The sequence below is a fragment of the Pseudomonas sp. WS 5071 genome, from assembly GCF_012985765.1.
Classification (GTDB): Bacteria; Pseudomonadota; Gammaproteobacteria; order Pseudomonadales; family Pseudomonadaceae; genus Aquipseudomonas; species Aquipseudomonas lundensis_A.
The window spans coordinates 177913-202771 of record NZ_JAAQWY010000004.1; the positions used below are offsets into that span (position 1 = coordinate 177913).

Sequence of the window (24859 nt, forward strand, 5' to 3'; positions counted from 1 at the left end):
GCTACGTTGCTTTGTCTTCGCGCCCGCGCAGCACCTGATTGGGCATTGCCAGCGCCGCGCCCAGGCCCAGCAGCGAAAACGCGGCGCTGATGCTGAGCAGATGGCGAAAAGTGATTTGCAGCTCGGCACGCAGGTTGTCCAGCGCCGGGCCTTGCACCGCGTTCAGGCCATCGAGCAGTACATTCCCCGAACTGCCTTCCCCCAGTAGCGGGCGTCCCATGATCGGGGTGCTTAGCGAGTCATGCAGCAACGCCAGCAGCAGCGCTGACATCAAGGCCACTCCCACGGCGCCCCCCAGCGAACGAAACAGGTTGGTGGTACTGGTGGCCACGCCGATATCCTGTTGCGTCACGGAATTTTGCGCGCCCACCAATGAGGTAGGAAATTGCATGCCTGAAGCGATCCCGCTCAATAGCATGAACACCCCGCTCACGGTTTCTGCGCCCGGCGGGCTGTAAGCCATGCCCAAAATGGCGAGCGGCATCAGCGCTGCGCCGCCGAGAATCATCGGTTTGTAATACCCGGTCACGGAGGTCATGCGCCCGGCAACATACGCGCCAATGGGCAAACCCATTGCCAGCGGCAACAAGTGCAGTGCCGCACTGTCTGCCCCGGCGCCGGTGATGCTTTGGTAACGCAACGGCATCAACACCACCAGCGAGATGGCCTGAAAGCTCGTGAAAAACACCGTGCACCAGCACAACACGGCAGTGCGATTGGCAAACAAATGCATCGGTAGCAACGGCTCGCGCGCACGGCGTTCGTGCCAGACAAACAACAGCAGGGCAAACACGGCCACGCCCAGCAACATCAGCACGTGGTCGCCGCGCCAGCTGTGCCCCTGACCGATAAACGTAATGCCCAGCAGCAGTGAGGTCAGGCCGACAATCATCAACACCGTGCCCAGGTAATCAATAATTGGCTTGCGCTGCCCAATGGGTAGGCCCACGAGGGTGCGATAGGCAATCCACCACGACACCAGCCCCAGCGGCAGGTTGATCCAAAACACCCAGCGCCACGACAGGTATTGCGTCATGAAGCCGCCCAGCACGGGCCCGGCGACACTGGCTAAGGCGTACATGCCGCTGAAGTAACCCTGATAACGGCCGCGTTCGCGCGGTGGCACGATGTCACCGATGATTGCCTGACTCACCGAGATCATGCCGCCCGCACCAATGCCCTGAATGATCCGCGCCAGTACCAGTTGCTCCATGTTCTGCGCCACTGCGCAAAACAACGACGCCAGGGTGAAGAGCCCCATGCCGAACAGCATCAGGCGGCGTCTGCCGTACAAGTCCCCGAGCTTGCCGTAAATCGGCACGGCCACGGTCATGGCCACCATATAGCCGGAAATCACCCACGCCAGTTGGCTGACATCCTTGAACTGGGCCGAGATGGCAGGCATGGACACGGCAACGATGGTTTGATCCAACGCGCCAAGGAAAATGGCCAGCATCAAGGCCACAAGGATGCTGCGAATGGCGGGTTTGGACGTGGCGGGTTGGTTGAGGCTGGTCATCAATACACCTGTGGGCGCAAAGGCACAGGCGCAGCGGCCTGTGGCGGAATGCCGCCCAGTGTACTGGATAGCTCGCTAACGAACAGGCGCAAAAAAGGCGCAGTCGTCAGTTCAAGAACGGCTGCACCGATTTTTTATCTCAACGCGCTGAATGCTGCATTCAACGAATTGCAATGCTCGCCCTGGCAACTGGCGGTAAATCGAGGGGAGAGGCGGGTTTGCTCAGCGCGGTAACAAGCACTGGCAAACAGTACAGCGGCAGCAAATACAACAAACGCGGTCATGCATCTGGTTTTTGTTTTCGTGGTCATGGCAGTCATCTCCTGATACCTAGACGTCACACTTTTCAGGCTAGTTCAGACCCTCGGACTTGCCACACCAGTTGTACGACTGCACCTGTAAGCCTTCATCCCTCAAACGGACTACTTCTTACAGTCCTTTGTCCCACGATGGCTCGGGGGTAAAGCGCGCCGCCAGAAAGTCCAGCATGCTGCGCAACGCGCTGGGCATGTGTTTGCGCGAGGCGTAGACCGCGTAAATAGTCATCACCCGGGGTTCGGCGTCGGGCAACAAGCGCACCAGATCCCCGCGAAGCACGTGCTCCCCGGCCTGATAGCTGGGCAGCAGTGAAACCCCTGCGCCAGACAGTGTGGCGCTGAGCAGGGTGCTGGCTTCGTTGGCGCTGATGTTGCCTTGCACCGGCACCGACAGCTCATCGCCATCACAGGTGAAATGCCACAGGCTTTTGCCGAAATAGGTATGGGTCAGGCAATTGTGCTGGCTCAAGTCATCCACCTGTACGGGCGCCGGATGCTCGCGCAGATACGCGGGCGAAGCACACAGCAGCGAGCGACAAACGGTCAACTTGCGGGCAATCAAGCTGGGGTCCAGCTCCCTGCTGGTGCGAATGGCGAGGTCAATGCGCTCGTCCACCAGGTTTACCGTGCGGTCAAGCATTTGCAGGTCAATGGTCACGCCGGGGTTGAGGCGCACATAGTCGGTCACGGCGGCTGCAAGCTGCGCTTGCCCGAATGACGTACTGACGCTGATGCGCAACAGGCCCCGAGGCGCATCCCCGGCCGTGGTCACGGCGGCCTGCAAATCCTCGGACAGTGTCAGCATCTGTCGACAGCGCGGCAGCGTTTCATTACCGGCGGCAGTGAGGCTCAGTTTGCGCGTGGTGCGATGCAGCAGACGTGCGCCCACCCACGCTTCAAGCTCGGCCAAATAGCGCGACACCACCGGCCGCGACAGGTCCAGGTGATCAGCGGCGGCTGACTGACTGCCGAGGTCGACCACGGTGACAAACACGCGCATTGCATTAAGACGGTCCATGATCTGCCCGGTTTCTGAAACAAACTATGTCGCAGCATCGCATTTTTTAACGCTGATCGGGCTACTAAGCTGTGTTCATCGCCTATAACGGCCTCTTATTCAGGAAACAGCCCATGAATGAATTTTCAACCTTGCGTCGCCTGTTCCTTGGCGTCGTTGCGCTGGGCTTTGCTGCGCAAGCCGCTGCAGCGCCTGCACCCCTCACGCTGGACGTGTACAACCCGGGCGCTGCGGCGATTTTCCCGGTGTCGTCGGTACTGGTGAGCGGCGACAAAGACGCCATTCTGATCGATGCGCAATTCGGCAAAGCTCAGGCGCAGCACGTGGTGGACAAGATCCGCGCCAGCGGCAAGCACCTGACCACCATCTACATCAGCCACGGCGACCCGGACTACTACTTCGGTCTGCAAACACTGACAGATGCCTTCCCCGACGCCACCGTGCTGGCCTCCGCCCCTACGGTGGAACACATCAACAAAACCAAGGATGCCAAACTGGCATTCTGGGGCCCGCAAATGGGCGTTGATGCCCCCGTAAAATTGATTGTGCCGCAGGTACTCAACGGCAATAGCCTGCAACTGGAAGGCCGCGATCTGGAGGTGATCGGGCTGAACGGCAAGCAGCCGGACCGCAGCTTTGTGTGGATTCCGTCGCTCAAGGCCGTGGTGGGCGGGGTGGTAGTGGCTGACAACATTCACGTGTGGATGGCTGATACGCAAACGCCTCAGTCCCACAAACAGTGGTTGTCCACCCTCAAGCGCATCGACAGCCTGCAACCCGGCGTTGTGGTGCCTGGCCATTACCTGGGCGAGAACGATCGTTCGATCGATGCCGTGCACTTCACCCGCGATTACATCAAGGCGTTTGATGAAGAGACCCTCAAAGCCAAGGACTCGGCTGAACTGATCGCAGCAATGAAAAAGCGTTACCCGGATCTGGCTGAAGAGTCTTCGCTGGAACTGAGCGCCAAAGTGGCCAAAGGCGAAATGAAGTGGTGATTGAAGCCTTTAGTGAAATCTGTCCATTCCACAGGAGAACCTCATGAGCAAAATTGCAATTATCGGTGCCACCGGACGTGCAGGCAGCCAACTGCTGGAAGAAGCCCTGCGCCGTGGTCATAGCGTGATCGCCATTGCGCGTCACGCCTCAAAAATCGGCCACCGTGAAAACGTGGTCACCCTGGATGTGGATGTCAATGATGCCCATGCCCTGCAAGAAGCGGTTGCAGGCAGTGATGGGGTGTTAAGCGCCGCGCATTTTTCGACCTTGCCCGCTCAGGCCATCATCGAACCGGTGAAAAAGGCAGGCGTGAAGCGCTTGTTGTTTGTGGGGGGCGCGGGTTCGCTGTTACTGCCGGATAACACCCGGGTCATCGACAGCAAGGACTTCCCGGAGGCCTACAAGCCAGAGGCCAGTGCGGGGGGTGTGTATCTGGAAACCTTGCGCAAGGAACAGGACCTGGACTGGACCTTCCTGTCGCCATCGGCCGAATTTGTAGAGGGTCCGCGCACCGGAACATTCCGCTTGGGCAACGACCACCTGCTGATCGGCGATGACGGCAAAAGCTGGATTAGTTTCGCGGACTTCGCCATCGCCATGCTCGATGAAGTCGAGCATCCCGCCCATTCCCGTCAACGTTTCACCGTCGGCTATTGAAGCCGAGGGTACTGGGCCGACGGTGATCGGCATCGACGCGAATCAGTGGCAGTGAACGATGGCCCTATAGGCTCATGCGCAAGCGCGCCAGATCCCGCACCGGCGGCGCGCCAAATTGACGGCTGTACTCGCGGCTGAACTGCGACGGGCTTTCATACCCCACGCGATATCCTGCCGCCGACGCGTCGAGCCCTTCGCAGAGCATCAGGCGCCGGGCCTCGTTGAGGCGCAGCTGCTTCTGGTATTGCAGCGGGCTCATGGCGGTCATGGCTTTGAAACGGTGGTGCAGGGTCGACACGCTCAGGTTGGCTTCACGGGCCAGGTCGTCAATGCGCAACGGTTGCTGGAAATTGCCGTTGAGCCATGAGATCGCACGGCTCACCCGGTGGGTTTGACTGTTTTCGGTAGCAATTTCGTACAGTCGGTAGCCCAAAGGACTGCGCAGCAAGCGGTACAAGATCTCGCGTCGAATCAGCGGCGCGAGCATGGCGATATCGCGGGGCGAGTCCAGCAATCGGGTCAGGCGCAGCAGGGCATCGAGCATGACTTGATCGATGGGTTCGACATACACCCCGCGCCCGGCAGGCCGCGACGGCACGCCAATCGGCCCGGCCTCGCTGATCAGGGTGGAGATTTCCATCGGATCAATATCCAGGCGCAACGCCAGCACCGGACGTTCCGGGGATATTTCCACCACACGGCCACTGATCGGCATTGACACCGACACCACCAGATAATGAAGCGGATCGTAGGCGAAATATTCATCTGCCAGGCGCACCTCCTTGCGCCCTTGGGCGAGGATGCACAGTGCCGGTTGCGGCAAGCTCGGGGAGAAGTCGCTGGACTCGCTGTAACGCGACATGAACAGCGCGTCGACCCCCGTGGCGCAGGTGCCGTCTTCGCGGGTGTGGCGATAAATGAGGTCAGCCAGTTCTACGCGTTTTTCTTCCAGCGCGGCATCGAGTGCGGCCATGGGCGGTTGCAGCGTTGACATGGGGGCGTGTCCTCGTGGCGGCGGCGATGGGGCCATAGCTTAGATTTGTGCAAGCCCAAGGGGTAGCTGATTTCTGCCGCAGCCTTGCCTGATCCTGTCGCGGCCTTCACGGCGGGCGACGAAAGCGTTGTAAACAAGGCGCGGGTTTGCTTGAAACCGGTATACCTGACGCGGTTGCGCAGCATGGCGTGAGGCGGTTGGAACGCTAAGGTTATGCAGAATCGTGCAAGGCCGGGGCAGGAATCGACTAACCGTGCGGCACAGACCCACCGTAAGCTTTGAGCCTCCCCTCACGCCCCTCAGATTTTTGGAGGTCACCATGCCCCAGTCCACTGTTGCCAGTCACACGACCTGGGTCCGTGCCCACGCGGGTTGTTCGGCCCGCGTCGAGGCCTGCCTGAGCCAACTGATTGAGCCCACGCTGCAGATGCCTGGCTGCCTGCACGTTGCGTTGCAGCAATCGCGCAGCGAACCGTTGCTTTGGTATGTCGCAGGGTATTGGCAAGATGAGGCGTCGATGTTGGCGTACTTTAAGTCCCCGCTGATGGAGGTCTACAGCGTGCTGGTGCACACCCGGGTGATCGACCGTCTCGATTTCCAGAGCGGCTGTGACGAGGTCTGGAGCCGTGTGCAGAAACGCGCCGGGTAAGCGGGTAGAATGCCGCCTTTTCACAGGCCGGAATTACACACATGGCGCGTAAAGCATTTGAAAAATTTGAGGCGGTATCGGCGGTGGTGCCTGTAGAACCGGGGGTTTACCACGCAGCGATTGCGGTCAAAGCCTTGTATGAAGGTGGAGCCCCTCGCTTTCACAAAATCTTGCTCGAGCAGACCTTTACCACCGCGACCGCGGCCGATGCCGCCGCCGAGCAACAACTTGCAGCCCTGCAGGGCGTCAATGAAGACGCCGAGCTGGTTTGGTAATCAGGTTGGGCGGTGCATTTTGAACAGGGCTTCGGCGCCTAACTGGAAGTAATCTGCCGGGCCGCCACCACGCAAAATCGGTTCGGCGGCGGCGGTGTCATAGATCCCGTCTTTGAGCAGGTGTTTGGCGATATGCACCGCTACCACCTCGCCGAGAATCAGCCAGCTCGGGACCAATTGCTGGTCGGCGCGTTGCAGTTGCACGATCTGCGTCACTTTGCATTCAAACGACACCGGCGTTTGCGCCACGCGCGGCACGCTCACCACCCGTGAAGCAGCGGTGCTCAGGCCTGCCAATTCAAACTCATTGACGTCGGGCCCGACCATCGCACAGCTCTGGTTCATGGCTTCGGCCAGTGGGCGCGTGGCCAGGTTCCAGACGAATTCACCGGTTTGCTCAATGTTGTTGAGGCTGTCTTTGCGCCCCACGCTGCAAAACCCGATGATCGGCGGAATGTAATTAAAGGCGTTGAAGAAGCTGTAGGGCGCCAGATTGAGACGACCTTCGGCGTCCTGCGATGAAATCCAGCCAATCGGACGCGGCCCGACAATGGCATTGAACGGATCGTGGGGCAGGCCGTGGCCTTTGGAGGGTTCGTAGAAATGGATATCGTCAGGCATCACAAGCATCCGCAAACGGCTGAGTTAGAGAGCCCCTATAGTGCTAGGCATTGGCCTCAATGACAAAGTTTGAATCCATTCTCGGGCGTCCCTCTTCAGGGACGCGCCTCGTGCGCTCGTCATCGGCGAGCGCTGATCAACTAAAGCGCGCGCCTTGAGTGCGGTCATAACCATCTTCGGCAAAGCTGGCGGAGTGGGTACGGTCATAGCCATCTGCGGCAAACGTGGCCGAACCGGTGCGGCTGTAACCGTCCTCAGCAAAGCTTGAGGAGTGGGTGCGGTCGTAGCCATCTGCTGCAACAGCGGCCGAGCCGGTGCGGCTGTAGCCGTCTTCAGCAAAGCTCGAAGAGTGGGTACGGTCGTAACCGTCTGCTGCAAACGCATTTAAAGCCAGTACAGAGAGGGCGGTGGCGAGGATCATTCGGGTTTTCATGGTTGTGCTCCTTGTTGCGTGTCTGGGTTGTTGTGTTTCGATAGGTTCAGATTACTCCCATCAAATAGATTAAAAAGCGCAAAAAATAGCGCTTAAATATCTACTTGTTAGATGTATTTGGGCGTTCCTCGAGAATGTCGAGTGCGGCTTCAGGGTCGATTAACCCAAGGCGCCTCAATCATCGGAGCAGAGCTGAATGTAGGAAGGAGTGTGTCGCGTGGGAATTAACTGACAATTAATACGTTTAATTCTTATTTGTGGATGCCTTTTTCATTTGCGCATTACCTATTTTTCACGGGCTGCCGCTCAGGCTTCTCCGGGCATAAAAAGCAGACTCAATAATTGCTTTGTCCCCCTGGAGCGTTGACCCGAATGAATAAACTTCCACAGATCACCCTCGCGTTCTGGGTGATGAAAATCTGCGCCACCACGTTGGGCGAAACCGCCGGTGACTTGCTGTCGATGACCTTGAATGTGGGGTATGCCGTCAGTTCAATGCTGTTGCTCAGTGTGTTTGTCCTGACCTTGCTGACTCAGTTGTTCTCCAAAACCTACAACCCTGTGCTGTATTGGCTGGTGATTCTGTCCACCAGCACGGCAGGCACCACCCTGTCCGACTTCATGGACCGCACATTGGGCCTGGGCTACGCCTCGGGGTCATTGATCCTGGTGTCGATACTGGTGGCGATTTTTGCGTTGTGGAAATGGAGTGGAGAGTCCCTCAACGTCAACAACGTGCAGACGCCACGGGGTGAGTTGTTCTACTGGATGGCGATTTTGCTCTCCAACACGTTGGGCACTGCATTGGGCGATTATTTGGCAGACGATTCCGGGCTGGGATTTGCGGGCGGAGCGCTGTTTATCGGCGCAACCATCGGGCTGGTGGTACTGGCACGCTACTTCACCCGTATCTCTTCGGTGGTGCTGTTTTGGGTGGCGTTCGTGTTGACGCGGCCGTTCGGCGCGACGTTGGGCGACTTCCTGACCAAACCCCATGAAAAGGGCGGTCTCGATTTCGGTACAGTCGGATCATCGTTGGTATTGGCGGGGATTTTGGTGGCAATGATTGCCGGTGCTGCCTACGCGAAAAACCGACAAGCCCGGCCTGCGGTGGCCGAGTTGTCTTGACCTGAACTCCCCTTCCAGGCGCGCACGTGCGCCTGGAAGGGGGAACAGCTTTTAGTCGGTCTCGATCCGCGAGTGTTTACGCGTGTCTTTCATGGTGGCGTAAACGAACAGCGAGCAAGCGATACAGGCGGTGACGTACCAGTAATAGCCGGTCTCCATGCCCGCGCTTTTGAACCACAGCGCGATGTATTCAGCGGTGCCGCCGAAGATCGACACGGTCAGCGCGTACGGCAGGCCGACGCCTAGTGCGCGAATTTCAGTCGGGAACAGTTCCGCTTTCACCACGGCGTTGATCGAGGTGTAGCCACTGACGATGATCAGCGCGGCCATGATCAGGAAGAACGCGCCCCACCAGGTGGTGATGGTGTGCAGCGTGGTCAGGATCGGCACAGTAAACAGGGTGCCCAATACACCGAATGCGATCAGGATCGGACGGCGCCCGACTTTATCCGAGAGCCCGCCTACCAGTGGTTGCAGGCACATGAACAGGAACAGCGTAGCGGCTGAAATAGTGGTGGAGTCGGAGATGCTCATGCCCACCGTGTTCACCAGGTATTTCTGCATGTACGTGGTGTAGGTGTAGAACGCCAGTGTGCCGCCCATGGTCAGGCCGACCACGGTCATCAGCTCTTTTGGGTGACGCAGCAAGGTGCGCATGGCGCTTTCTTTGGGCTTGACCTTGACCTTGTTGAACGACTCGGTCTCTTCCATGCCGCGACGCAAGAACAACGCAACCACCGCACACAGAGCGCCGATCACGAACGGGATGCGCCAGCCCCAGCTGTACAGTTGCTCTTCAGTCAGGGTTTGTTGCAGCACGATCAGAACGCCCAGCGCGATGAGCTGGCCCGAGATCAGGGTCACGTACTGGAAGCTGGAGAAGAAGCCGCGACGTTCCTTGGTGGCCATCTCGCTGAGGTAAGTGGCCGAGGTGCCGTATTCACCACCCACCGACAACCCTTGCAGCAAGCGGGCGAACACCAGCAGGATCGGCGCGCCGACGCCAATGGTTTCATAACCCGGGGACAGGGCGATGATCAGCGAGCCGAAACACATCAGCAGCACCGAGGCCATCAACGCGGCTTTACGGCCTTTGCGGTCCGCGTACAGGCCCATCAGCCAGCCGCCGATCGGGCGCATCAGGAAGCCCACGGCAAAAATCGCGGCGGTGTTGAGCAATTGAGCGGTGGTGTCACCTTTCGGGAAAAACGCCTTGGCGAAGTACAGCGAAAAGGCGGCGTACACGTACCAGTCGTACCACTCGACCATGTTGCCGACGGAACCGCTGAAAATGGATTTGATACGGCTGGAGGTGGTCTTTTCTTTCGGGGTCGCAGGAACCGACCCGGCAGGCAAGGTGCTGGAGTTATCCATTAACTGGATCCTTCTTTTTTTGGTTTTGTTATAGCGCGTCAAAACGCGTGCTTACCGGGACGTAGCAGGAGTTGTGCCAAGATGTAAAGACCCGGTTTACAAGGGCGAAACCCAAGCGGGTGAGCGGAATCTCGCTCAAAACCCAAACGCGATAAGCGGAAATCCGCCTATCGGTGGACGCCTTGGCGCCGCGCTGTTCGAAGCATGTGCAGCGGGTTAGTCGGTGTTTAAGAATGCTTCGCGCACCAGCCCATGACGCTGCATTTTTTCGTTCAGGGTGCGGCGCGGCAGTTGCAACTCGGCCATCACCGCTTTGATATCGCCTTTGTGTCGACTCAGCGCGGCGCGCAGGCATTGCGCTTCAAAGGCTTCCTGTTGGGCCACTAACGAGTGGCCGATATCGGGGGCATCCCATTGCGGTTCGCCCAGCCCCAATACCCGCCGTTCCGCTACGTTGGCCAGCTCGCGCACGTTCCCCGGCCAGTCGTGGCTGAGCAAGCGGGTTAACTGCGCGCCACTGAGGGGTTGCACGCTGCGGCCCAGGCGCTCGCCTGCACTGTGGGAGAAAAACGCATACAACAAGGGAATGTCTTCGCGGCGTTCGCGCAAGGGCGGCAGCCGCAACTCGGCCACGGTCAGGCGGTAAGCCAAATCTTCGCGAAAGCGTCCGGCCCGAGCTTCTTCGAGCAGGTCGGGTTTGGTGGCAGCGATGATCCGTAAATCCACCTCAATGCTTTGGTTGGAGCCCAGGCGTTCAAGTTTTTGCTCTTGCAACACCCGCAGCAGTTTCGCTTGTTGGGCCAGTGGCATGCTTTCGATTTCATCGAGGAACAACGTGCCGCCGTCGGCGTATTCCAGCTTGCCGATGCGTTTGCCCTGGGCGCCGGTAAAAGCGCCGCTTTCGTGGCCAAACAGTTCGGCTTCGAACAGTTGCTCGGGGATGGCTGCACAGTTGAGTGCCACAAAGGGCTGGGCGGCACGCGGCCCGCAATCGTGCAGGCAGCGGGCCACTAGCTCTTTACCGCTGCCGGTTTCGCCGCGGATCAGGACGTTGACCGGCAACGGGGCCAACTCCATCACCTGCCTGCGCAAGGTCTGCAGGCTGCGGGACACGCCCAGCAAACGGCGGTCGAGCTGTTCGCGCACATCGACCTGTTCATGCAGGCGGCGGTTTTCCAGTACCAGACGACGTTTCTCCAGCGCGCGGCGCAAGCTGCTGAGCAGGGCTTCGGGGCTAAAAGGTTTTTCGAGGAAGTCATACGCGCCTTCACGCATGGCCTCGACCGCCATGGGCACATCGCCATGCCCGGTCAGCAGGATCACCGGCAAGTCGGCATCCAGTTGTTGCAAGCGTTTGAGCAGGGCCAGCCCTCCCATGCCGGGCATGCGCACGTCGCTCACAATTACCCCGGCAAACTGCGCGGGCAAGTGATGCAGGCAATCTTCGGCACAACTGTAGAGTTGCACGTCAAAGCCGCTGAGGCTCAGCCATTGCTCAACTGCGGTTCGAATACTGGCCTCATCATCGACCACGATGACCGAATCAAACATGTCTCAAGTGTCCTGTGCGATGGGCAACGTCAGTGTGAACAGTGCGCCATCGGCGTGGTTACACGCTGTCAGTCGACCGCCGAGTTCGTGAACGATTGCGTATGACACTGCCAGCCCCAACCCCAAACCGTCGCCCACGGGTTTAGTGGTGAAAAAAGGGTCGAAAATTTTACCCAGATTTTCGTCGTCGATCCCGCCACCGCTGTCGCTGACGGTTAAATGCCATAACTGCTGATCGGCTTCGATACGGATCTCCAGGTGCTTGCGCGGTTTGTCGCGCATGGCGTCCAGCGCATTGCGCAGCAGGTTGATCATGACCTGCTCCAGACGAATTGCATCGCCGCGCACCCAGGCCGGACGACTCAGCCGGGTCTGCAGCTCAACCCCTTCGTCTTTCAGACGCGGCTCCACCAACTGCAAAGCCTGATCCACCACGCTGGCCAGATCCAGGCGCTCGCGCAGGCCGCTGGGGCTTTGTCGGGCGTAGGTTTTAAGGTGCCCGGTGAGCGCAGCCATGCGTGTCAGCATGTGCTCCAGAGGCGTAAGGGCTTTATACGCGTCTTCGATGCGGCCATGGTCGAGCAAAAGACGCAAGGTCGCCAACTGCATGCGCTGGGCAGTAAGCGGTTGATTGATCTCATGTGCCAGCGCCGCCGACATTTGCCCCAGCGCCGCGAGTTTGGCCGACTGCACTAGGCCATCTTGGGCGGTGCGCAAGTCCCGCGTGCGGGCTTCGACCAGTTGCTCAAGTTCTTCACGATTGCGTTGGCGCAAACGGCCAATGCGCCAGCGCTGGAACAGGAACAACCCCAGAAACACCAGCGTCAGCCATAAGCCGACGGCCGCCAGTGCTGCATTGCGTTCGTCGTCAGTGGCGGTGGGTGGTTTGCGTAACAAATGCAGGGTCCAGCCTTCGGCTTTCAGAGGCAATGTCCCCCACAGATAATCAGCCGGGCCGTCGGGACCTTCCACGCGGGTCAAGAAGCTGTTGTCTTCAAAGCTGCGCAGGGTGCGGGTCGGCATCAGGGTCAGGGGCTGTTTATCGTACTGTCGGGTCACGGTGATGCTGTCACGGTCACTGTCATTGAGCGTGCGCAGGTGGCGATAACGCCAGCCGGGTTGATTGGCGATAAACACGATGCCGCGTGCATCGCTGACCAGCAGGGTGTCGTTGCCCTGGCTCCATTCGCGCTCCAGTTCGGGAAACTCAAGTTTGACCACAATGGCGCCCAGAAAGCGTCCGTCGGCATCCGTGACGGCGCTGGACAAAAAGTAGCCCGGGATTCCGCTGGTCACGCCCACGGCATAAAACCGGCCGGTACCCTGACTGCGGGTCTGGCTGAAATAGGGGCGGAATCCGTAGTTATGGCCCACGTAACTGTTGGATGTGTTCCAGTTGCTGGCAGCCACCGCCAGCCCGGTGCTGTCGAGCAGTTCCAGCGTGGACGATTGCGCGGCACCGTTGATGCATTCCAGCTTGCGATTGAGCAGGTCTTGCACGTCTGGGGTGACGTGCCCTGCCAGCGCGGCAATCAGCTCCGGGTCTTGCGCCAGCACGGCGGGCAGGGCGCGGTAACGTTCGATCAGGGTGTGCAGCGAATTGGCATACAAGCTCAGTTGCTCGGGCCCGCGCCGGGCGCTTTCTTCCAATGCATGTTGCCTGGCCTGCTGCATGGCCCAGCCGCCGGCAACCACCGCCCCGGCCAGAATCAATACGGTATACAGCGCCAAACGCAGATAACGGGACGTCACGGGCATAGTGGCAATACGCTCGATTATGGGGCGCAAACCATAGCATGCGGGGCTGTCGGGTCAGTAATGGCGTTTGTGCAAAGGCGCACAAAGCATGACGCAGGTCTATGTCCGGCCGGGGTAATACCCACGCGTGGTTGCATTCGTCAGCGCCTGCGCGGCATTAAATAACTACCGCATGCCACGCTTTGATCCTGTTTAGGGTGCGCTTTTCATTCACGGAAATACCAGACATGCGTTTTTTCTCGAAAGTGCCTGAGCGCGCACCCACATTGCTGTCGGGCAAGCAATGGGCGCAGCAGCAAGCGCTGGCCTTTATGGCGGCTAACATGCAGACCCACTTCGCCGGGTTCGACAAGGCGCAGATCAAACACTACATCGCCTTGCAGCGTGAGGCCCAAGCATCGATCAAGGCAGCCGAAACCGAAAATGCCCGCTTCAGGGAGGCGTTCAAATCCGCTCAGATGGCCCGGTTGAAAGACGCACTGAAAACCCTGACCGGTGATGATGTCGACCCGGAACAGGCCAGAATCTACACCCGCTACCTGGAAACCAAAGAAGGCCGCACCCCCCTGGACCTGCTGAGTGAGTGGCTTGAACCCGCGCCGAAACAGCAGGAGAACCCGCGCAGGTGGCGTCGTGCCCTGGACGAGTCCAAGGTCGTTGAACACGTGCGTTCAATGACGTTGTGGGAGGCCGCTTGTGCCAATTTCGGTTTCACTACCGACTCGATCTTTCTCAAGCCGTTCAGCTTCGTCGAGGCCAGCTTTATCCGTTATGGACCCGCCCGCAAGGCCATGGATGTCAGGGGCTTTATCGCCATTGTGCGTAACCTCGACATGGGCTCGGCGTTAGCCCACAGCCTTTTAGACGCTGCGGGGCCTGAAGGCGTATTGAATACGTTGTTGGTTCAAAGTGTCAGGGCCCGTTTTGAGTTTGAGGTGCTCGAGGCCTATCGAAATATGGCGGTCAGTGGGGTCACACGCGTGGCTTACCACCGGTTGCTCAACGTGTTCAATGATGAAATAGCGTGTGAAATTCACCCGGTTTCCATGGCGCGCTCGGCACGAGGGCTGTTTGAACATCGCATGACCATGCCCCTGCTGGTGTTGCATTTCGAAGGCGAAACCGGCGTGTACAGCTATTTCCCGAACCGGCCGGGCGGGGCGCTGCTCTACCATCCGTCAGGGACCGATTTCAAAGCGCATTTTCGGCAGCAACTCAAACAAAGCCATAAGGCAAAGAACCTCGGGTGGTTCGCCGGCCAACTGCCGTTGCCTGCCTTGGGCAGCTTTCAGAAGCTGTTGAGTGATGAACCTCGTCCTGCGGACTTAAGCTGGTTAGCGGGGGCGTTATATGACGGTTTCCATTTAGCGTTCCCGGAGCCCACGCTGGACTCCCTGGTCTTTGACGTTGAGCCGGTGGCGTATCCCCGCCAGAAGCTGGTCGAGGTGTTGAGCCGGTATCAGGTCAACCGTTACACCACCAACCTCAACCTGCTGGCTACCACTCGCTCCGAGGCCGATTGGCAGGCGCTGAAGGAGGCCATGCTGGCTATAGGCCAAGAAGTATTGAGCTTGCTGACGACCCCGGTGCCAGGCGGGGTGACAGGGCTGAATCGGGTGATGCAAGGGGTGGTGTTTGGCTCGCTTGGCTACAGCGTCGTCAAAGGTGTGATCGACGCGAGCCAAGGAGAATCCAGCGAATTCGCCAGTGCTTTGGCCGACACGGCTGATCTGTTACTTAGCGGATGGCTGATCGGACTGGGCGGTAACCTTCATCGCCAGCGCATGAATACGTTGTGGCAACAGTTAGGGGAACCGCGAAAAGTCACGTTTGCTGACGGCAAAACTGAACTGTGGCGCCCCGGTCTGGAGCCCTATACGCAGGTGCAAGCCAGTACGCTGGATAGCCTGACGCCCACAATTGAAGGGATTTACGAGATCAACGACAGGCTGTACGTCAAGGTCTACGAGGGCGACCTGCACCGCGCTGCCGAAATCGTCTACGACCCGGTTGGCAAGCATTACGTGCTCAATACCGCGGATGCCCACGCGTACCGGCCAGCGGTGAAGTTCGATCCGGCCAAGCAGATGTGGCGGCTGGTATTGGACGATGTCGATACCCTCAGTGACGCGCAAATGGTGCAACGCATGCTGCCCTTTGACGCGACGCGCGTCCTGCTCCCGGAAATCGAGCTGATGCTGCGCATTACCGCCACCACGCGTTTGCAACTGGAAGCCGTCTGGCAGGGGCACCCCATGCCGGGGCCTTTGGCGGACGGGGTGCGCCGGTTACGGGTTGAACAGCAGATCAACCACATTATCGAGGTGCTGCCCTTGCGCGCAGAAATGCCCGCCCATGCCGAACCCGCCGTGTTCGCCCTGCTCACCCGGCTGCCACACTGGCCCGCGGATACCGTGCTCAATGTGTTTGATCAGCACGGTGAAAACATGATGTCTTACGGGCCGGACGTGCGCCCCGGCCAGGACGTGCACACCATTGAAATCAAACGGCTGGACACGGGCCGTTACGTTGCCCGCGATGATGTGACGCAAGGGGCGGCCAGTGCCGAGCACCTGTTCACATTGATAGTGGATCAGTTGCCAGATGATTCCGTGCTGGGCCGCGAGCACAACCCCGCAGCCGGCAAAATCAGCCGCATTGCCACTATCCGTGAACAGATCGCCCAATTGGCCAAAACGGAACACGCCTTGTTATTTCAGGCGTTAACCGTGCTTGAAGGCCATCAGCGTTCAGACCCGGTGGCCAGCCGCAACCCGGCCAATCAGTTCCTGCCGCGCGTGTGCCCACCCTTTACGACGAGGGCTTCGGCGCTGGTGGCCAAATTACATGGCCTCAATCCCGCGCTGTCCGTTGAGTGCATTGAACAATTGCTGACGCAGCACCCGTTCACTGCCAGTCAGGCCGCTCAAGCGCTGCAGAGCAATCTTCAGCCCATTCCGTTTTCCGAGGCAGCCGATCGCCTCAAAGTACAGCTGCGCATCGATCAGGCGCTCGACGGGATTTATCACGCCCGCGCCTTTAACCCCGATATAGATCAATGGACCCGTGAATTTGCCAGAGGCTTGCTCAACGACAAACTGGACCGCCATCTGGCGATTACCGAGTATGGCGACCCGCAGAACATCAAACCGTTTATCCCTCTGGGGCCAGACGATACAGCGGTGGAATTGCGTCATTACGGAAACGGTGTCTACGAGGCGTATGACTTTCGTAACGGCGGTGTCATCCCGGTGCCTGCTACCCGTGACAGCTTCTACCTGGCGCTGGCGTCGGTTTTACAGCCCCATGAGCGCACGATTCTGGGCATGAGCCATGCGACAGATGCCGAGGGGCTGCGCAAGACCCTGGGGGATGCGATGTCTGCCATGCGACAACCGGCGGGTGAAGTCCGCCTGTGGGACAACTCGGCCAGTCAATTTGTGCAGGACGTGCGGCTGCCCCGCGACCTGAAGGCTGACAGCTTGGGGCTGTACGACCTGAACGGTAAAAAGTACCTGCCGCTTTACGGCTCGGTGTTTCACGTCGAACGCGACCCGGTGCGGCCTAAGTGGCGAATGAAACACCCCTCCAAGGTCGGGGTCGATGCCCCGGTTCTGGAGCACAACTATGACGGGGCATGGCGGGCCAGCACGGAAAATCCCTTGCAATGGCAGGGGCTGACGCTTTTGCGCCGCTTGCGGGCGGCCCCTGTGTCGTTTGAAGACGCGGTGGGCAAACAGATCCTGCAGGTCAGTCATACGGACGAAGGGGTATTGCGTCAGGTGCACATGAATAATCGGGTAGCTCCGCCGTTGTTGATGGACACCTGGAAACGCTTTGAAATCGAGGCCGAGATTCAGCGCTTCGTCAATTCCATGCAAGAGCACTATTCCCTGCGCACGGCCCGTGCTGACATTCAGCTGTTATTGCTGCAAAGCCTGCCGGGCTGGCCTCGCGATAAAGTCCTGCAAGTGGTGGATGCGCAGGGCAATACCCTGGCCGAGTACGGGGCTGATCTGAGCAGCGAGCTTCCCCGGGTCAGGCTTTCGCGTGAAGATGCCAGTAATGGCAGCTTGCTGCGAGCGTTGCTGATGCGACTGGACCGGTCGCAGACTCAACAGTTGCTCGGCGAGTACGACCCGATCATTGAGCAGCGCATGCTGGCCCTGGCCAAAAAAATTGGCGCCCATGCCCAGGCGCGTATGCCGGAACTGTTCAAGTCGCTCTACGAAAAAGAGGAGAAAAGCGCTGACCCACATGTGCACGTGTTGCACAAAGGCGCCGATCAACTGCCCCTCAGTGTTATCAAACACCTGCTCAGCCACGCCACCGGCCATGAGAAGACCGAATACCTGGACAAAGGCGATATCGCCCCGCGACTCTCGGAACACATGCTCGCGTCCGCACGTGAGGTGCGCCTGACCCGTGCCTATGAAGGCCTGTACCTGGAGGCCACGGCCACTCCGGACAGTGAAAAGCTCACGTTGCATATGCTGCAAGCTTTGCCTGGCTGGCCGGCGAACGTGGCAATCGAAGTGCGCAGCCAGACAGTCGACGGAGAGAGGCTGGACAGTATCGGTACGGCCGAGCCCGGTCGTTATCGCTTGCTGGTTAAAGAGGAACACGGCTACCGGGCATATTCGTCCGAGGGCCAGCCTTTAAACAGCGTGCCTGAAACGGGCAATAACCTGTTGTCTTCCATCCTGCATGTGCTGAGCGACGAGGAACGCAGTGCGCTCGGGCTTGAGGGGGTTCACGACAACCGGACGCTGGCGGCAAAAATCAGCGAACGGGCTTTTGCCCACCGCGCAAGTGTCAAAACCTTGTTGGGGCTGGACACTGACAAGCCGTGGATGGAACCCGCGATCAAGGTCGATGCCTCGTTTATGGCTTATCCCGTGTACCCGCCTTCCGGGCAAGGGGCGCATTCCAACGATTTGATCCGCAAGACCGTTCTTCTTTATCCCAGGCTAAGTGGCGAAGAGATCAATGGATTTCTGAATGGATTGGGCGAAAACGAGGCCGCTCGGCACCGGGAACTTGAGCGCTTGCGGGTTGAGTATCAGACCACCCGTGAGCAGCTGGAGGCCTGGGCAGCCCAGTCAGTGGTCGCCCAAGGTGCCGACCATGCAGTGCCCAACCCCGAACGCCGCGACATCATGCAGCGGATTTTAAGTGCATGGCGCAAAGAAACCGACAGGGCGTATTCAGACGATGGCCAGTTCCTGGGCTACAGCCTGGACCTTTCAAACCTTCCCGTCGGTGACTTGCCTGCGCTGAGCGGAGATTTCAGTCACGTCGGGGCGTTGTCCATGGACGGCATGCGGCTGTTCAATGGCTCGAATGAGTTTTTGAGTCGTTTTACCGGGCTGCGTTGGCTTTCGATGGCCAACAACCTCTTGCGAACCCTTCCCGCCGCTGCATTGGACCTGACCGGGCTGACGAAACTTAACCTGAGTGGAAATCGCATCGAATTGACGCCTGAGAGTGTGCAAAAACTCAGCGCACTGACCTCGCTCAGGGTGTTGAATCTTAATTTCAACCTCATCGGACAAAGCGCTTTACCGCTGCCGGGGTTCGCGCCGGTGCCCGACGTCACGCACATGAGAGAACTGCGCCAATTGCACCTGCGCGGCAATCAAATGATGGTGTGGCCAACGGGGTTGCTCGGCCTGACAAACATTGAAACGGTGCGCCTGGACTTCAATATGATCACCGTCATCCCGCAAGCGGTGTTCGATGTGCCGGACGCCAGCCCGGTCAACCGCAATACTCACTTGCACGGCAATCCGTTAAACGGCGAAACCCGTGAGCGCATGGCCGAGTATCAGAGGCGTTCAGGCTTGAATTTTGGCGTGCTCCTGCGTCGCAGGCCGGTCGAGGTGCGCGATGACCCGGTGCAGGACGTGGCAGCCTGGTTATCGCGTGACCTGCCACGCAGCGAACGAACCCGCCGAACGCGGCAATGGAACTTGCTTCAACGCGAAGGCCGGGTGGCGGAGGACTTTTTCCGCCTGATCCGCGACATGACCGGGTCCAAGGACTATATGACGTCATCTACCCGGCAGCAGATTCAAGACCGGGTATGGGAGATGATCGACCTGATGCTCGAATCCACGGCACTGCGCCGGGACGTTTTTAACGAAATAAACATGGAAGTGACCTGTGCCGACGGCGTCATGGTCATCTTCGGCAACCTCGAAGTGTTGACCTGGGTCCACAAGGTCGAGCGCACCAGCAATGAGCAAACCATTGCCGCGAACTTGTTAAAACTGGCCAAAGGCATGTTCCGGATGCGTCAGGTGGACCAGCTTGCGAACCAGGACATCAGGGAACGCTACCAGGCAGGTGGCCACCCGGACGATGCAGAAATCCAGCTGTTTTATCGTGTTCACCTAGCCGAAGAGCTCGATCTGCCGACACAAACCCGTGGCATGCACCATGAACAAATTGCCGGGGTCACGCCGAACAAACTGGACGATGCCAAACACTACATCTTGAGCCTGGAGGCCACGCCTGCGCTGCAATATTCCATCACCCGTGAAAAATTTTGGCGCAGGTTTCTCAAGCGGCAATATGCGCAGCGCTTTACTGCCATTCGCGACGAGTACGATAAAAAATGCGATGCCTTATCCAGCCAAAGCGAACGCCTGGGCGAACAGGAATACATCAGGCTGGGGGAGGCGGCGGCGGCTGAGCACAAACAGGCCCGAGAAGCATTGTTTGATGAGTTGACGCGCTTTGAGCAAGCGGCAGCCAACCGCGAACTGGAAAGCACGACCTTCTGACCGTTACCGCGCACGTGATAATCACCACCGCCCTGACGCCGTCCTGTCAGGACGGAGGTGTGGCAGAGCCGCCGATCAGGCCTTGATGGCAATTGCACTCAGCAACTGACCTTCCCACACTGCAAATTGCCCTTCGATTTCTTTCCCGTGGTGCCACTGCGCCGACAGTTCAGTGAGCAGGCGCAGGCGTACATGGCCGTCTTTGCTCCAACTGAGGAGCTCGGCATGCTCAAAGTAAAAGCGTTTTTGCACCAGCGGAAACAGCGCCTTGAACAGGCTTTCCTTGAGTGAAAACGTCAACGTGACGAGGAGGGCGAGATCCTCGGCGCAGCCTGCGGCCATGCGCTGCAGCTCATCCGGGGTCAGGATTTCTTTGGCCAGACGCCGGGCGCGCTCGTCACTGAGCAGGTTCTCAAGGTCGATGCCTAACCCTTGCCATTCACTTTTGAGTGCCACCAGCGCGGCGGCCCGGCCGTTGCTGTGGGTGATGGTCCCCGCGATGTGGTCGGGCCACACCGGGGCGCGGTCTTCACCGATGCCGGGCGTAGCGAGGGTGCCATCCAGCTGCAGCACGGCCGCTCGCGCGCACAGGCGTCCGGCGAGAAATTCGGTTTGGCGTTTGGCAACAGAGCGTTGAATACTGGCGGGCATTTCGATTGCACTGCACCCAAAGTCGTCAATCGACAGTTGAGCAGGCGTGAAATCGGTACTGCACCATGCACTGCCGGGCAGCGCGTGAGGCAAGGGCCAGTCGGCACGCAACGGGGTGCAGCAGGCGGGCAGGGCGGGGAGTCGAGTCATGCCGCGCATTTTGCCGGGTCCGCGCCGTGCTGGGTAGTCGCTTGAAACGGTTGGGCTATTGTTCAGAGTGTGTTCAGGGCCGCAACGATAGAGTGGCCACGTGTTTAACGCCTTTGGAGGCGCGATCAGGCTTGGGAGAGCGCGATGAAATTGCTGGTGGTTGAAGATGAGGCGCTGTTGCGTCATCACTTGCAAACCCGCCTCAGGGAAGGGGGGCATGTGGTCGAGGCAGTGGCCAACGCCGAGGAAGCGCTGTACCAGGCCGGGCAGTTCAACTACGACCTGGCGATGATTGACCTGGGGCTGCCGGGGCTCGGCGGGCTTGAGCTGATTCGCGAGTTGCGCCAGCGTGGCAAGACGTTCCCGATCCTGATTCTGACGGCCCGCGGCAATTGGCAAGACAAGGTCGAAGGGCTGGCCGCAGGCGCTGACGACTATGTGGTCAAGCCGTTCCAGTTCGAAGAGCTGGAAGCACGCTTGAATGCCTTGTTGCGCCGTTCCAGCGGTTTTACCCAGTCCACCATCGTGGCGGGCGAACTGGTGCTCGACATCAATCGCAAGCAGGCGGTGCTGGAGGGCGAACCACTGGCGCTCACGGCTTATGAATACCGGATTCTGGAATACCTGATGCGCCATCACCAGCAGGTGGTGGCCAAGGACCGACTGATGGAGCAGCTGTACCCGGATGACGAGGAGCGTGATCCGAATGTGATCGAGGTGCTGGTCGGGCGCTTGCGACGCAAGTTGGAGGGGGCAAACGGCTTTAAGCCAATCGATACGGTGCGCGGCATGGGGTATCTGTTTACTGAGCGCTGCCGATGATTCGTTCGCTGCGCGTTCGACTGATGCTCGCGGCCACCTTGCTGGCCGTGCTGTTCATGCTGGCGCTGTTACCGGCTATGCAAGGTGCATTCAGTCTGGCGCTCAAGGGCGCCATCGAGCAGCGTTTGGCATCGGATGTAAACACCTTGATTTCGGCGGCACGGGTCGAAAAAAATCACCTAAAAATGCCGGCCTTGCTGCCGGATGAACAATTCAACCTGCCGGACAGTCGCCTGCTCGGCTACATCTATGACCGAGAGGGCCGCCTGGTGTGGCGCTCGCGGGCCACTCAAGAAGAATCCATCAACTACAAGCCGCGCTACGACGGGCGCGGTAACGAGTTCGCAAGTATTCGTGAGGACAGCGGCGAAGAGTTCTTCGTCTATGACGTGGAGGTCAAGCTGCTCGGCGGCAAAAGCGCGGCCTTCAGCTTCGTGGCGTTGCAGCCCATGCGCGAATACAACATCACCCTCGCCGGGTTGCGTGAAAATCTTTACCTGGGATTTGGCGCGGCGTTAGTCGTGTTGCTGGCGCTGCTATGGATTGGATTGACGTGGGGGTTGCGTGCCTTGCGACGTTTAAGTCAGGAACTGGACCAGATCGAAGCTGGCGAGCGTGACAGCCTCAGCGAGCAGCACCCCCGTGAGTTGCTGCGCTTGACCGGCTCCTTGAACCGCTTGCTGCAAAGTGAGCGTGAACAGCGCACCCGCTACCGCGACTCGCTGGATGATTTGGCGCACAGCCTGAAAACCCCGCTGGCGGTGTTGCAGGGCGTCAGTGAAAGCATGGCCCAGCGCCCGCAAGACCGCGAGCAGGCGTGGGTGCTACAAACCCAGATCGAACGCATGAACCAGCAAATCAGCTACCAGTTGCAGCGTGCCAGCCTGCGCAAAAGTGGCCTGGTACGCCATCAGGTGGAACTGATTCCGGTGGTTGAAAGCCTGTGCAACACCCTGGACAAGGTCTACCGCGACAAACGGGTCAAAGTCAGTTTCGACATTGCCCCCCTCAGCCATGTACCGATCGAGCAAAACGCATTGCTGGAATTGCTCGGCAACCTACTCGAAAACGCCTACCGCCTGTGTTTGAGCCAAGTACGCATCAGCCTGCACCGCACGGCGGCCGGGATTGACGTGTGCGTGGAAGACGACGGCCCTGGCGTGCCTGCCGATCAACGGGCGCGCATCCTGCAACGCGGCGAACGCCTGGATCGCCAGCATCCGGGGCAGGGGATTGGCCTGGCGGTGGTCAAGGACATCATCGAAAGCTACGACGCGCAGCTGACCCTCGATGATTCGCCTTTGGGCGGCGCGGCATTCCGTATACGTTTTCCAGTCACGTGAAGCAGGCGGAAATCCGCCATCTCTTCCCATCGTTCCCGGCAAATGGGCGGAAACCCGCCAAAGTTGTCCTACAAAAAACTGACTTTAATTTCCTACAAGGCTATGTGCTATCGGGCTTTGAGCGTGTTTTGACAACGTTGGCCCGTGGCTTGCAATAAGTGCGAGAGGTCTGCCGATAGAGCAGCTCGACACAACAAATCCCTCCAAGTACAGGAGGGTTCGCGCTTTAGGCGTTGCCGGTCTCAGATGGAATGATGGCCGAGTGATGCACTTGAGGAACTTTGCAATGACGACTCGTCAGCCACTGTACAAATCCCTGTATGTGCAAGTGATCTTAGCGATCGCTATCGGTATCTTGTTGGGCCACTACTACCCGGAAACCGGTGTAGCACTCAAACCTTTGGGTGACGGCTTTATCAAACTGATCAAGATGGTCATTGCGCCGATCATTTTCTGTACGGTGGTGAGCGGTATCGCCGGTATGCAGAGCATGAAGTCGGTCGGAAAGACCGGCGGTTATGCGCTGCTCTACTTCGAAATCGTATCGACCATTGCCCTGTTGATCGGCCTGGTCGTGGTCAACGTGGTGCAGCCGGGCGCTGGCATGCACATCGACGCGTCTACGCTGGACGCCTCGAAAGTCGCGGCTTATGTGACCGCAGGCGCAGACCAAAGCATCGTCGGCTTCATCCTCAACGTGATCCCTTCCACCATCGTCGGCGCCTTCGCCAACGGTGACATCCTGCAAGTGCTGATGTTCTCGGTGCTGTTCGGATTCGCCCTGCATCGCCTGGGCGCCTACGGCAAGCCGGTGCTGGACTTCATCGACCGTTTCGCCCACGTGATGTTCAACATCATCAACATGATCATGAAGCTGGCCCCGTTGGGTGCACTGGGTGCCATGGCCTTCACCATCGGCGCCTATGGCGTGGGTTCGCTGGTGCAGTTGGGCCAGTTGATGATCTGTTTCTACATCACCTGCGTGCTGTTCGTACTGGTGGTGCTGGGCGGTATCGCGCGCGCTCACGGTTTCAGCGTGATCAAGCTGATTCGCTACATCCGTGAAGAGCTGCTGATCGTACTGGGCACGTCTTCGTCCGAGTCCGCGCTGCCACGCATGCTGGTGAAAATGGAGCGTCTGGGCGCCAAGAAGTCAGTGGTTGGCCTGGTGATCCCGACCGGTTACTCGTTTAACCTCGACGGTACCTCGATCTACCTGACCATGGCTGCCGTGTTCATCGCGCAAGCCACCGACACGCACATGGACATCACGCACCAGATCACCCTGTTGTTGGTGCTGCTGCTGTCGTCCAAGGGCGCTGCGGGCGTGACCGGTAGTGGTTTTATCGTACTGGCCGCGACCTTGTCGGCGGTAGGCCACCTGCCGGTTGCCGGTCTGGCGCTGATTCTGGGTATTGACCGCTTCATGTCCGAAGCCCGGGCCTTGACCAACCTCGTAGGTAACGCTGTGGCGACCCTGGTGGTTGCCAAGTGGGTCAAAGAGCTGGACGAAGACAAACTGCAAGTTGAACTGGCTTCCGGCGGTCGTCCGCTGGAAGAAACCCGTCCGGAAGACGACCTGGGTGTGGCTGAAGGCCCAACGCCCTCGTTGATGAAGTAATCCGTGACGCACTGAAAAACCCATCTTCGGATGGGTTTTTTTATGGTTGTCTGCGATTTGCTAGGGATGCTCCGATCAACTTGTCGTGCAGCCGCGGCAAGTTGCAATTTTCCAGGCACCTACAGCGTCATTGGACGAAAAGTGACCGAAAAATCATGTACGGAGAGCTTTTTCGACCGGTTCTCCGTGGT

At 59.0% G+C, this 24859-nt stretch carries 19 protein-coding genes; 9 read left to right on the forward strand and 10 right to left on the reverse strand.

What is annotated here, in order from left to right; genetic code table 11:
* Position 1 precedes the first annotated feature (1 nt).
* From HBN61_RS03935 to HBN61_RS03945, 3 genes are all read right to left on the reverse strand, one after another.
* Complete coding sequence (locus HBN61_RS03935) at positions 2 to 1519, reverse strand: MDR family MFS transporter (RefSeq protein ID WP_170046217.1); 1518 nt, start codon at positions 1517 to 1519, stop codon at positions 2 to 4.
* A gap of 134 nt (positions 1520 to 1653) precedes the next feature.
* Positions 1654 to 1830 carry a hypothetical protein gene (locus HBN61_RS03940; protein WP_156425770.1) on the reverse strand — a complete coding sequence of 59 codons (177 nt, stop codon included), beginning with the start codon at positions 1828 to 1830 and terminating at the stop codon, positions 1654 to 1656.
* A 118-nt stretch (positions 1831 to 1948) separates the two neighbouring features.
* Positions 1949 to 2854, reverse strand: coding sequence for a LysR family transcriptional regulator (locus tag HBN61_RS03945; RefSeq protein ID WP_170046218.1), 906 nt, complete (start codon positions 2852 to 2854; stop codon positions 1949 to 1951).
* A 113-nt stretch (positions 2855 to 2967) separates the two neighbouring features.
* Between HBN61_RS03945 and HBN61_RS03950 the strand changes: the two genes are divergently transcribed.
* Both HBN61_RS03950 and HBN61_RS03955 read left to right on the forward strand, forming a co-directional pair.
* Positions 2968 to 3852 (forward strand): MBL fold metallo-hydrolase, encoded by an 885-nt coding sequence (locus tag HBN61_RS03950; protein WP_170046219.1) that lies wholly within the window; start codon positions 2968 to 2970, stop codon positions 3850 to 3852.
* A gap of 43 nt (positions 3853 to 3895) precedes the next feature.
* Positions 3896 to 4510: an NAD(P)-dependent oxidoreductase gene (locus HBN61_RS03955; RefSeq protein WP_094994833.1), complete on the forward strand. Its 615-nt coding sequence runs from the start codon at positions 3896 to 3898 to the stop codon at positions 4508 to 4510.
* Positions 4511 to 4574: 64 nt separating this feature from the next.
* Here the strand turns inward: HBN61_RS03955 and HBN61_RS03960 are convergent, their stop codons facing one another.
* Positions 4575 to 5504, reverse strand: a complete 930-nt coding sequence (locus HBN61_RS03960) for an AraC family transcriptional regulator (protein WP_094994832.1) — start codon at positions 5502 to 5504, stop codon at positions 4575 to 4577.
* 319 nt (positions 5505 to 5823) lie between these two features.
* Here HBN61_RS03960 and HBN61_RS03965 point away from each other — a divergent pair, with 319 nt between their 5' ends.
* Both HBN61_RS03965 and HBN61_RS03970 read left to right on the forward strand, forming a co-directional pair.
* A complete protein-coding gene (locus HBN61_RS03965) occupies positions 5824 to 6153 on the forward strand; it encodes an antibiotic biosynthesis monooxygenase family protein (RefSeq protein ID WP_170046220.1) in 330 nt (109 codons plus the stop codon).
* 41 nt (positions 6154 to 6194) lie between these two features.
* On the forward strand, positions 6195 to 6428 hold the full coding sequence (locus HBN61_RS03970) for a hypothetical protein (RefSeq protein WP_094994830.1): 234 nt from the start codon (positions 6195 to 6197) through the stop codon (positions 6426 to 6428).
* Here HBN61_RS03970 and HBN61_RS03975 read toward each other — a convergent pair whose 3' ends face one another.
* Positions 6429 to 7049 (reverse strand): flavin reductase family protein, encoded by a 621-nt coding sequence (locus tag HBN61_RS03975; protein WP_094994829.1) that lies wholly within the window; start codon positions 7047 to 7049, stop codon positions 6429 to 6431.
* A gap of 136 nt (positions 7050 to 7185) precedes the next feature.
* Positions 7186 to 7482 carry a hypothetical protein gene (locus tag HBN61_RS03980; RefSeq protein WP_170046221.1) on the reverse strand — a complete coding sequence of 99 codons (297 nt, stop codon included), beginning with the start codon at positions 7480 to 7482 and terminating at the stop codon, positions 7186 to 7188.
* A 372-nt stretch (positions 7483 to 7854) separates the two neighbouring features.
* On the opposite strand from HBN61_RS03980, the gene HBN61_RS03985 reads away from it, so the two are divergent.
* A complete protein-coding gene (locus HBN61_RS03985) occupies positions 7855 to 8610 on the forward strand; it encodes a COG4705 family protein (RefSeq protein ID WP_170046222.1) in 756 nt (251 codons plus the stop codon).
* Between the two features lie 51 nt (positions 8611 to 8661).
* On the opposite strand, the gene HBN61_RS03990 is transcribed toward HBN61_RS03985, so the two are convergent.
* The 3 genes from HBN61_RS03990 to mifS form a co-directional block, all read right to left on the reverse strand.
* A complete protein-coding gene (locus tag HBN61_RS03990) occupies positions 8662 to 9984 on the reverse strand; it encodes an MFS transporter (protein WP_047274233.1) in 1323 nt (440 codons plus the stop codon).
* 216 nt (positions 9985 to 10200) lie between these two features.
* Positions 10201 to 11535 carry a two-component system response regulator MifR gene (gene mifR / locus HBN61_RS03995; RefSeq protein WP_170046223.1) on the reverse strand — a complete coding sequence of 445 codons (1335 nt, stop codon included), beginning with the start codon at positions 11533 to 11535 and terminating at the stop codon, positions 10201 to 10203.
* A 3-nt stretch (positions 11536 to 11538) separates the two neighbouring features.
* The gene (mifS, locus tag HBN61_RS04000; RefSeq protein ID WP_170046224.1) at positions 11539 to 13293 is read right to left on the reverse strand and encodes a two-component system sensor histidine kinase MifS; all 1755 of its coding nucleotides are present in this window, start codon (positions 13291 to 13293) and stop codon (positions 11539 to 11541) included.
* Between the two features lie 227 nt (positions 13294 to 13520).
* On the opposite strand from mifS, the gene HBN61_RS04005 reads away from it, so the two are divergent.
* On the forward strand, positions 13521 to 20081 hold the full coding sequence (locus tag HBN61_RS04005; protein WP_170046225.1) for an NEL-type E3 ubiquitin ligase domain-containing protein: 6561 nt from the start codon (positions 13521 to 13523) through the stop codon (positions 20079 to 20081).
* Positions 20082 to 20156: 75 nt separating this feature from the next.
* On the opposite strand, the gene HBN61_RS04010 is transcribed toward HBN61_RS04005, so the two are convergent.
* On the reverse strand, positions 20157 to 20882 hold the full coding sequence (locus HBN61_RS04010; protein WP_170046226.1) for a 4'-phosphopantetheinyl transferase family protein: 726 nt from the start codon (positions 20880 to 20882) through the stop codon (positions 20157 to 20159).
* A 144-nt stretch (positions 20883 to 21026) separates the two neighbouring features.
* Between HBN61_RS04010 and HBN61_RS04015 the strand changes: the two genes are divergently transcribed.
* From HBN61_RS04015 to HBN61_RS04025, 3 genes are all read left to right on the forward strand, one after another.
* Entirely contained in the window at positions 21027 to 21704 is a 678-nt protein-coding gene (locus HBN61_RS04015) for a response regulator (RefSeq protein WP_094994823.1), read from the forward strand.
* The gene (locus HBN61_RS04020) at positions 21701 to 23047 is read left to right on the forward strand and encodes an ATP-binding protein (RefSeq protein ID WP_094994822.1); all 1347 of its coding nucleotides are present in this window, start codon (positions 21701 to 21703) and stop codon (positions 23045 to 23047) included. Before HBN61_RS04015 ends, HBN61_RS04020 begins: the two co-directional genes overlap by 4 nt.
* A gap of 286 nt (positions 23048 to 23333) precedes the next feature.
* Complete coding sequence (locus HBN61_RS04025) at positions 23334 to 24668, forward strand: dicarboxylate/amino acid:cation symporter (RefSeq protein WP_094994821.1); 1335 nt, start codon at positions 23334 to 23336, stop codon at positions 24666 to 24668.
* Positions 24669 to 24859: the final 191 nt, after the last annotated feature.

What these genes read in the sequence shown, in the direction of transcription:
- mifS (WP_170046224.1), bottom strand. Translation starts at nt 13,293, where the DNA reads ATGCCCGTGACGTCCCGTTATCTGCGTTTGGCGCTGTATACCGTATTG.
- HBN61_RS03985 (WP_170046222.1), top strand. Translation starts at nt 7,855, where the DNA reads ATGAATAAACTTCCACAGATCACCCTCGCGTTCTGGGTGATGAAAATC.
- HBN61_RS04025 (WP_094994821.1), top strand. Translation starts at nt 23,334, where the DNA reads ATGACGACTCGTCAGCCACTGTACAAATCCCTGTATGTGCAAGTGATC.
- HBN61_RS03950 (WP_170046219.1), top strand. Translation starts at nt 2,968, where the DNA reads ATGAATGAATTTTCAACCTTGCGTCGCCTGTTCCTTGGCGTCGTTGCG.
- HBN61_RS04005 (WP_170046225.1), top strand. Translation starts at nt 13,521, where the DNA reads ATGCGTTTTTTCTCGAAAGTGCCTGAGCGCGCACCCACATTGCTGTCG.
- mifR (WP_170046223.1), bottom strand. Translation starts at nt 11,535, where the DNA reads ATGTTTGATTCGGTCATCGTGGTCGATGATGAGGCCAGTATTCGAACC.
- HBN61_RS04020 (WP_094994822.1), top strand. Translation starts at nt 21,701, where the DNA reads ATGATTCGTTCGCTGCGCGTTCGACTGATGCTCGCGGCCACCTTGCTG.
- HBN61_RS03940 (WP_156425770.1), bottom strand. Translation starts at nt 1,830, where the DNA reads ATGACCACGAAAACAAAAACCAGATGCATGACCGCGTTTGTTGTATTT.
- HBN61_RS03935 (WP_170046217.1), bottom strand. Translation starts at nt 1,519, where the DNA reads ATGACCAGCCTCAACCAACCCGCCACGTCCAAACCCGCCATTCGCAGC.
- HBN61_RS03960 (WP_094994832.1), bottom strand. Translation starts at nt 5,504, where the DNA reads ATGTCAACGCTGCAACCGCCCATGGCCGCACTCGATGCCGCGCTGGAA.
- HBN61_RS03945 (WP_170046218.1), bottom strand. Translation starts at nt 2,854, where the DNA reads ATGGACCGTCTTAATGCAATGCGCGTGTTTGTCACCGTGGTCGACCTC.
- HBN61_RS03955 (WP_094994833.1), top strand. Translation starts at nt 3,896, where the DNA reads ATGAGCAAAATTGCAATTATCGGTGCCACCGGACGTGCAGGCAGCCAA.
- HBN61_RS04010 (WP_170046226.1), bottom strand. Translation starts at nt 20,882, where the DNA reads ATGACTCGACTCCCCGCCCTGCCCGCCTGCTGCACCCCGTTGCGTGCC.
- HBN61_RS03970 (WP_094994830.1), top strand. Translation starts at nt 6,195, where the DNA reads ATGGCGCGTAAAGCATTTGAAAAATTTGAGGCGGTATCGGCGGTGGTG.
- HBN61_RS03965 (WP_170046220.1), top strand. Translation starts at nt 5,824, where the DNA reads ATGCCCCAGTCCACTGTTGCCAGTCACACGACCTGGGTCCGTGCCCAC.
- HBN61_RS03990 (WP_047274233.1), bottom strand. Translation starts at nt 9,984, where the DNA reads ATGGATAACTCCAGCACCTTGCCTGCCGGGTCGGTTCCTGCGACCCCG.
- HBN61_RS03980 (WP_170046221.1), bottom strand. Translation starts at nt 7,482, where the DNA reads ATGAAAACCCGAATGATCCTCGCCACCGCCCTCTCTGTACTGGCTTTA.
- HBN61_RS04015 (WP_094994823.1), top strand. Translation starts at nt 21,027, where the DNA reads ATGAAATTGCTGGTGGTTGAAGATGAGGCGCTGTTGCGTCATCACTTG.
- HBN61_RS03975 (WP_094994829.1), bottom strand. Translation starts at nt 7,049, where the DNA reads ATGCCTGACGATATCCATTTCTACGAACCCTCCAAAGGCCACGGCCTG.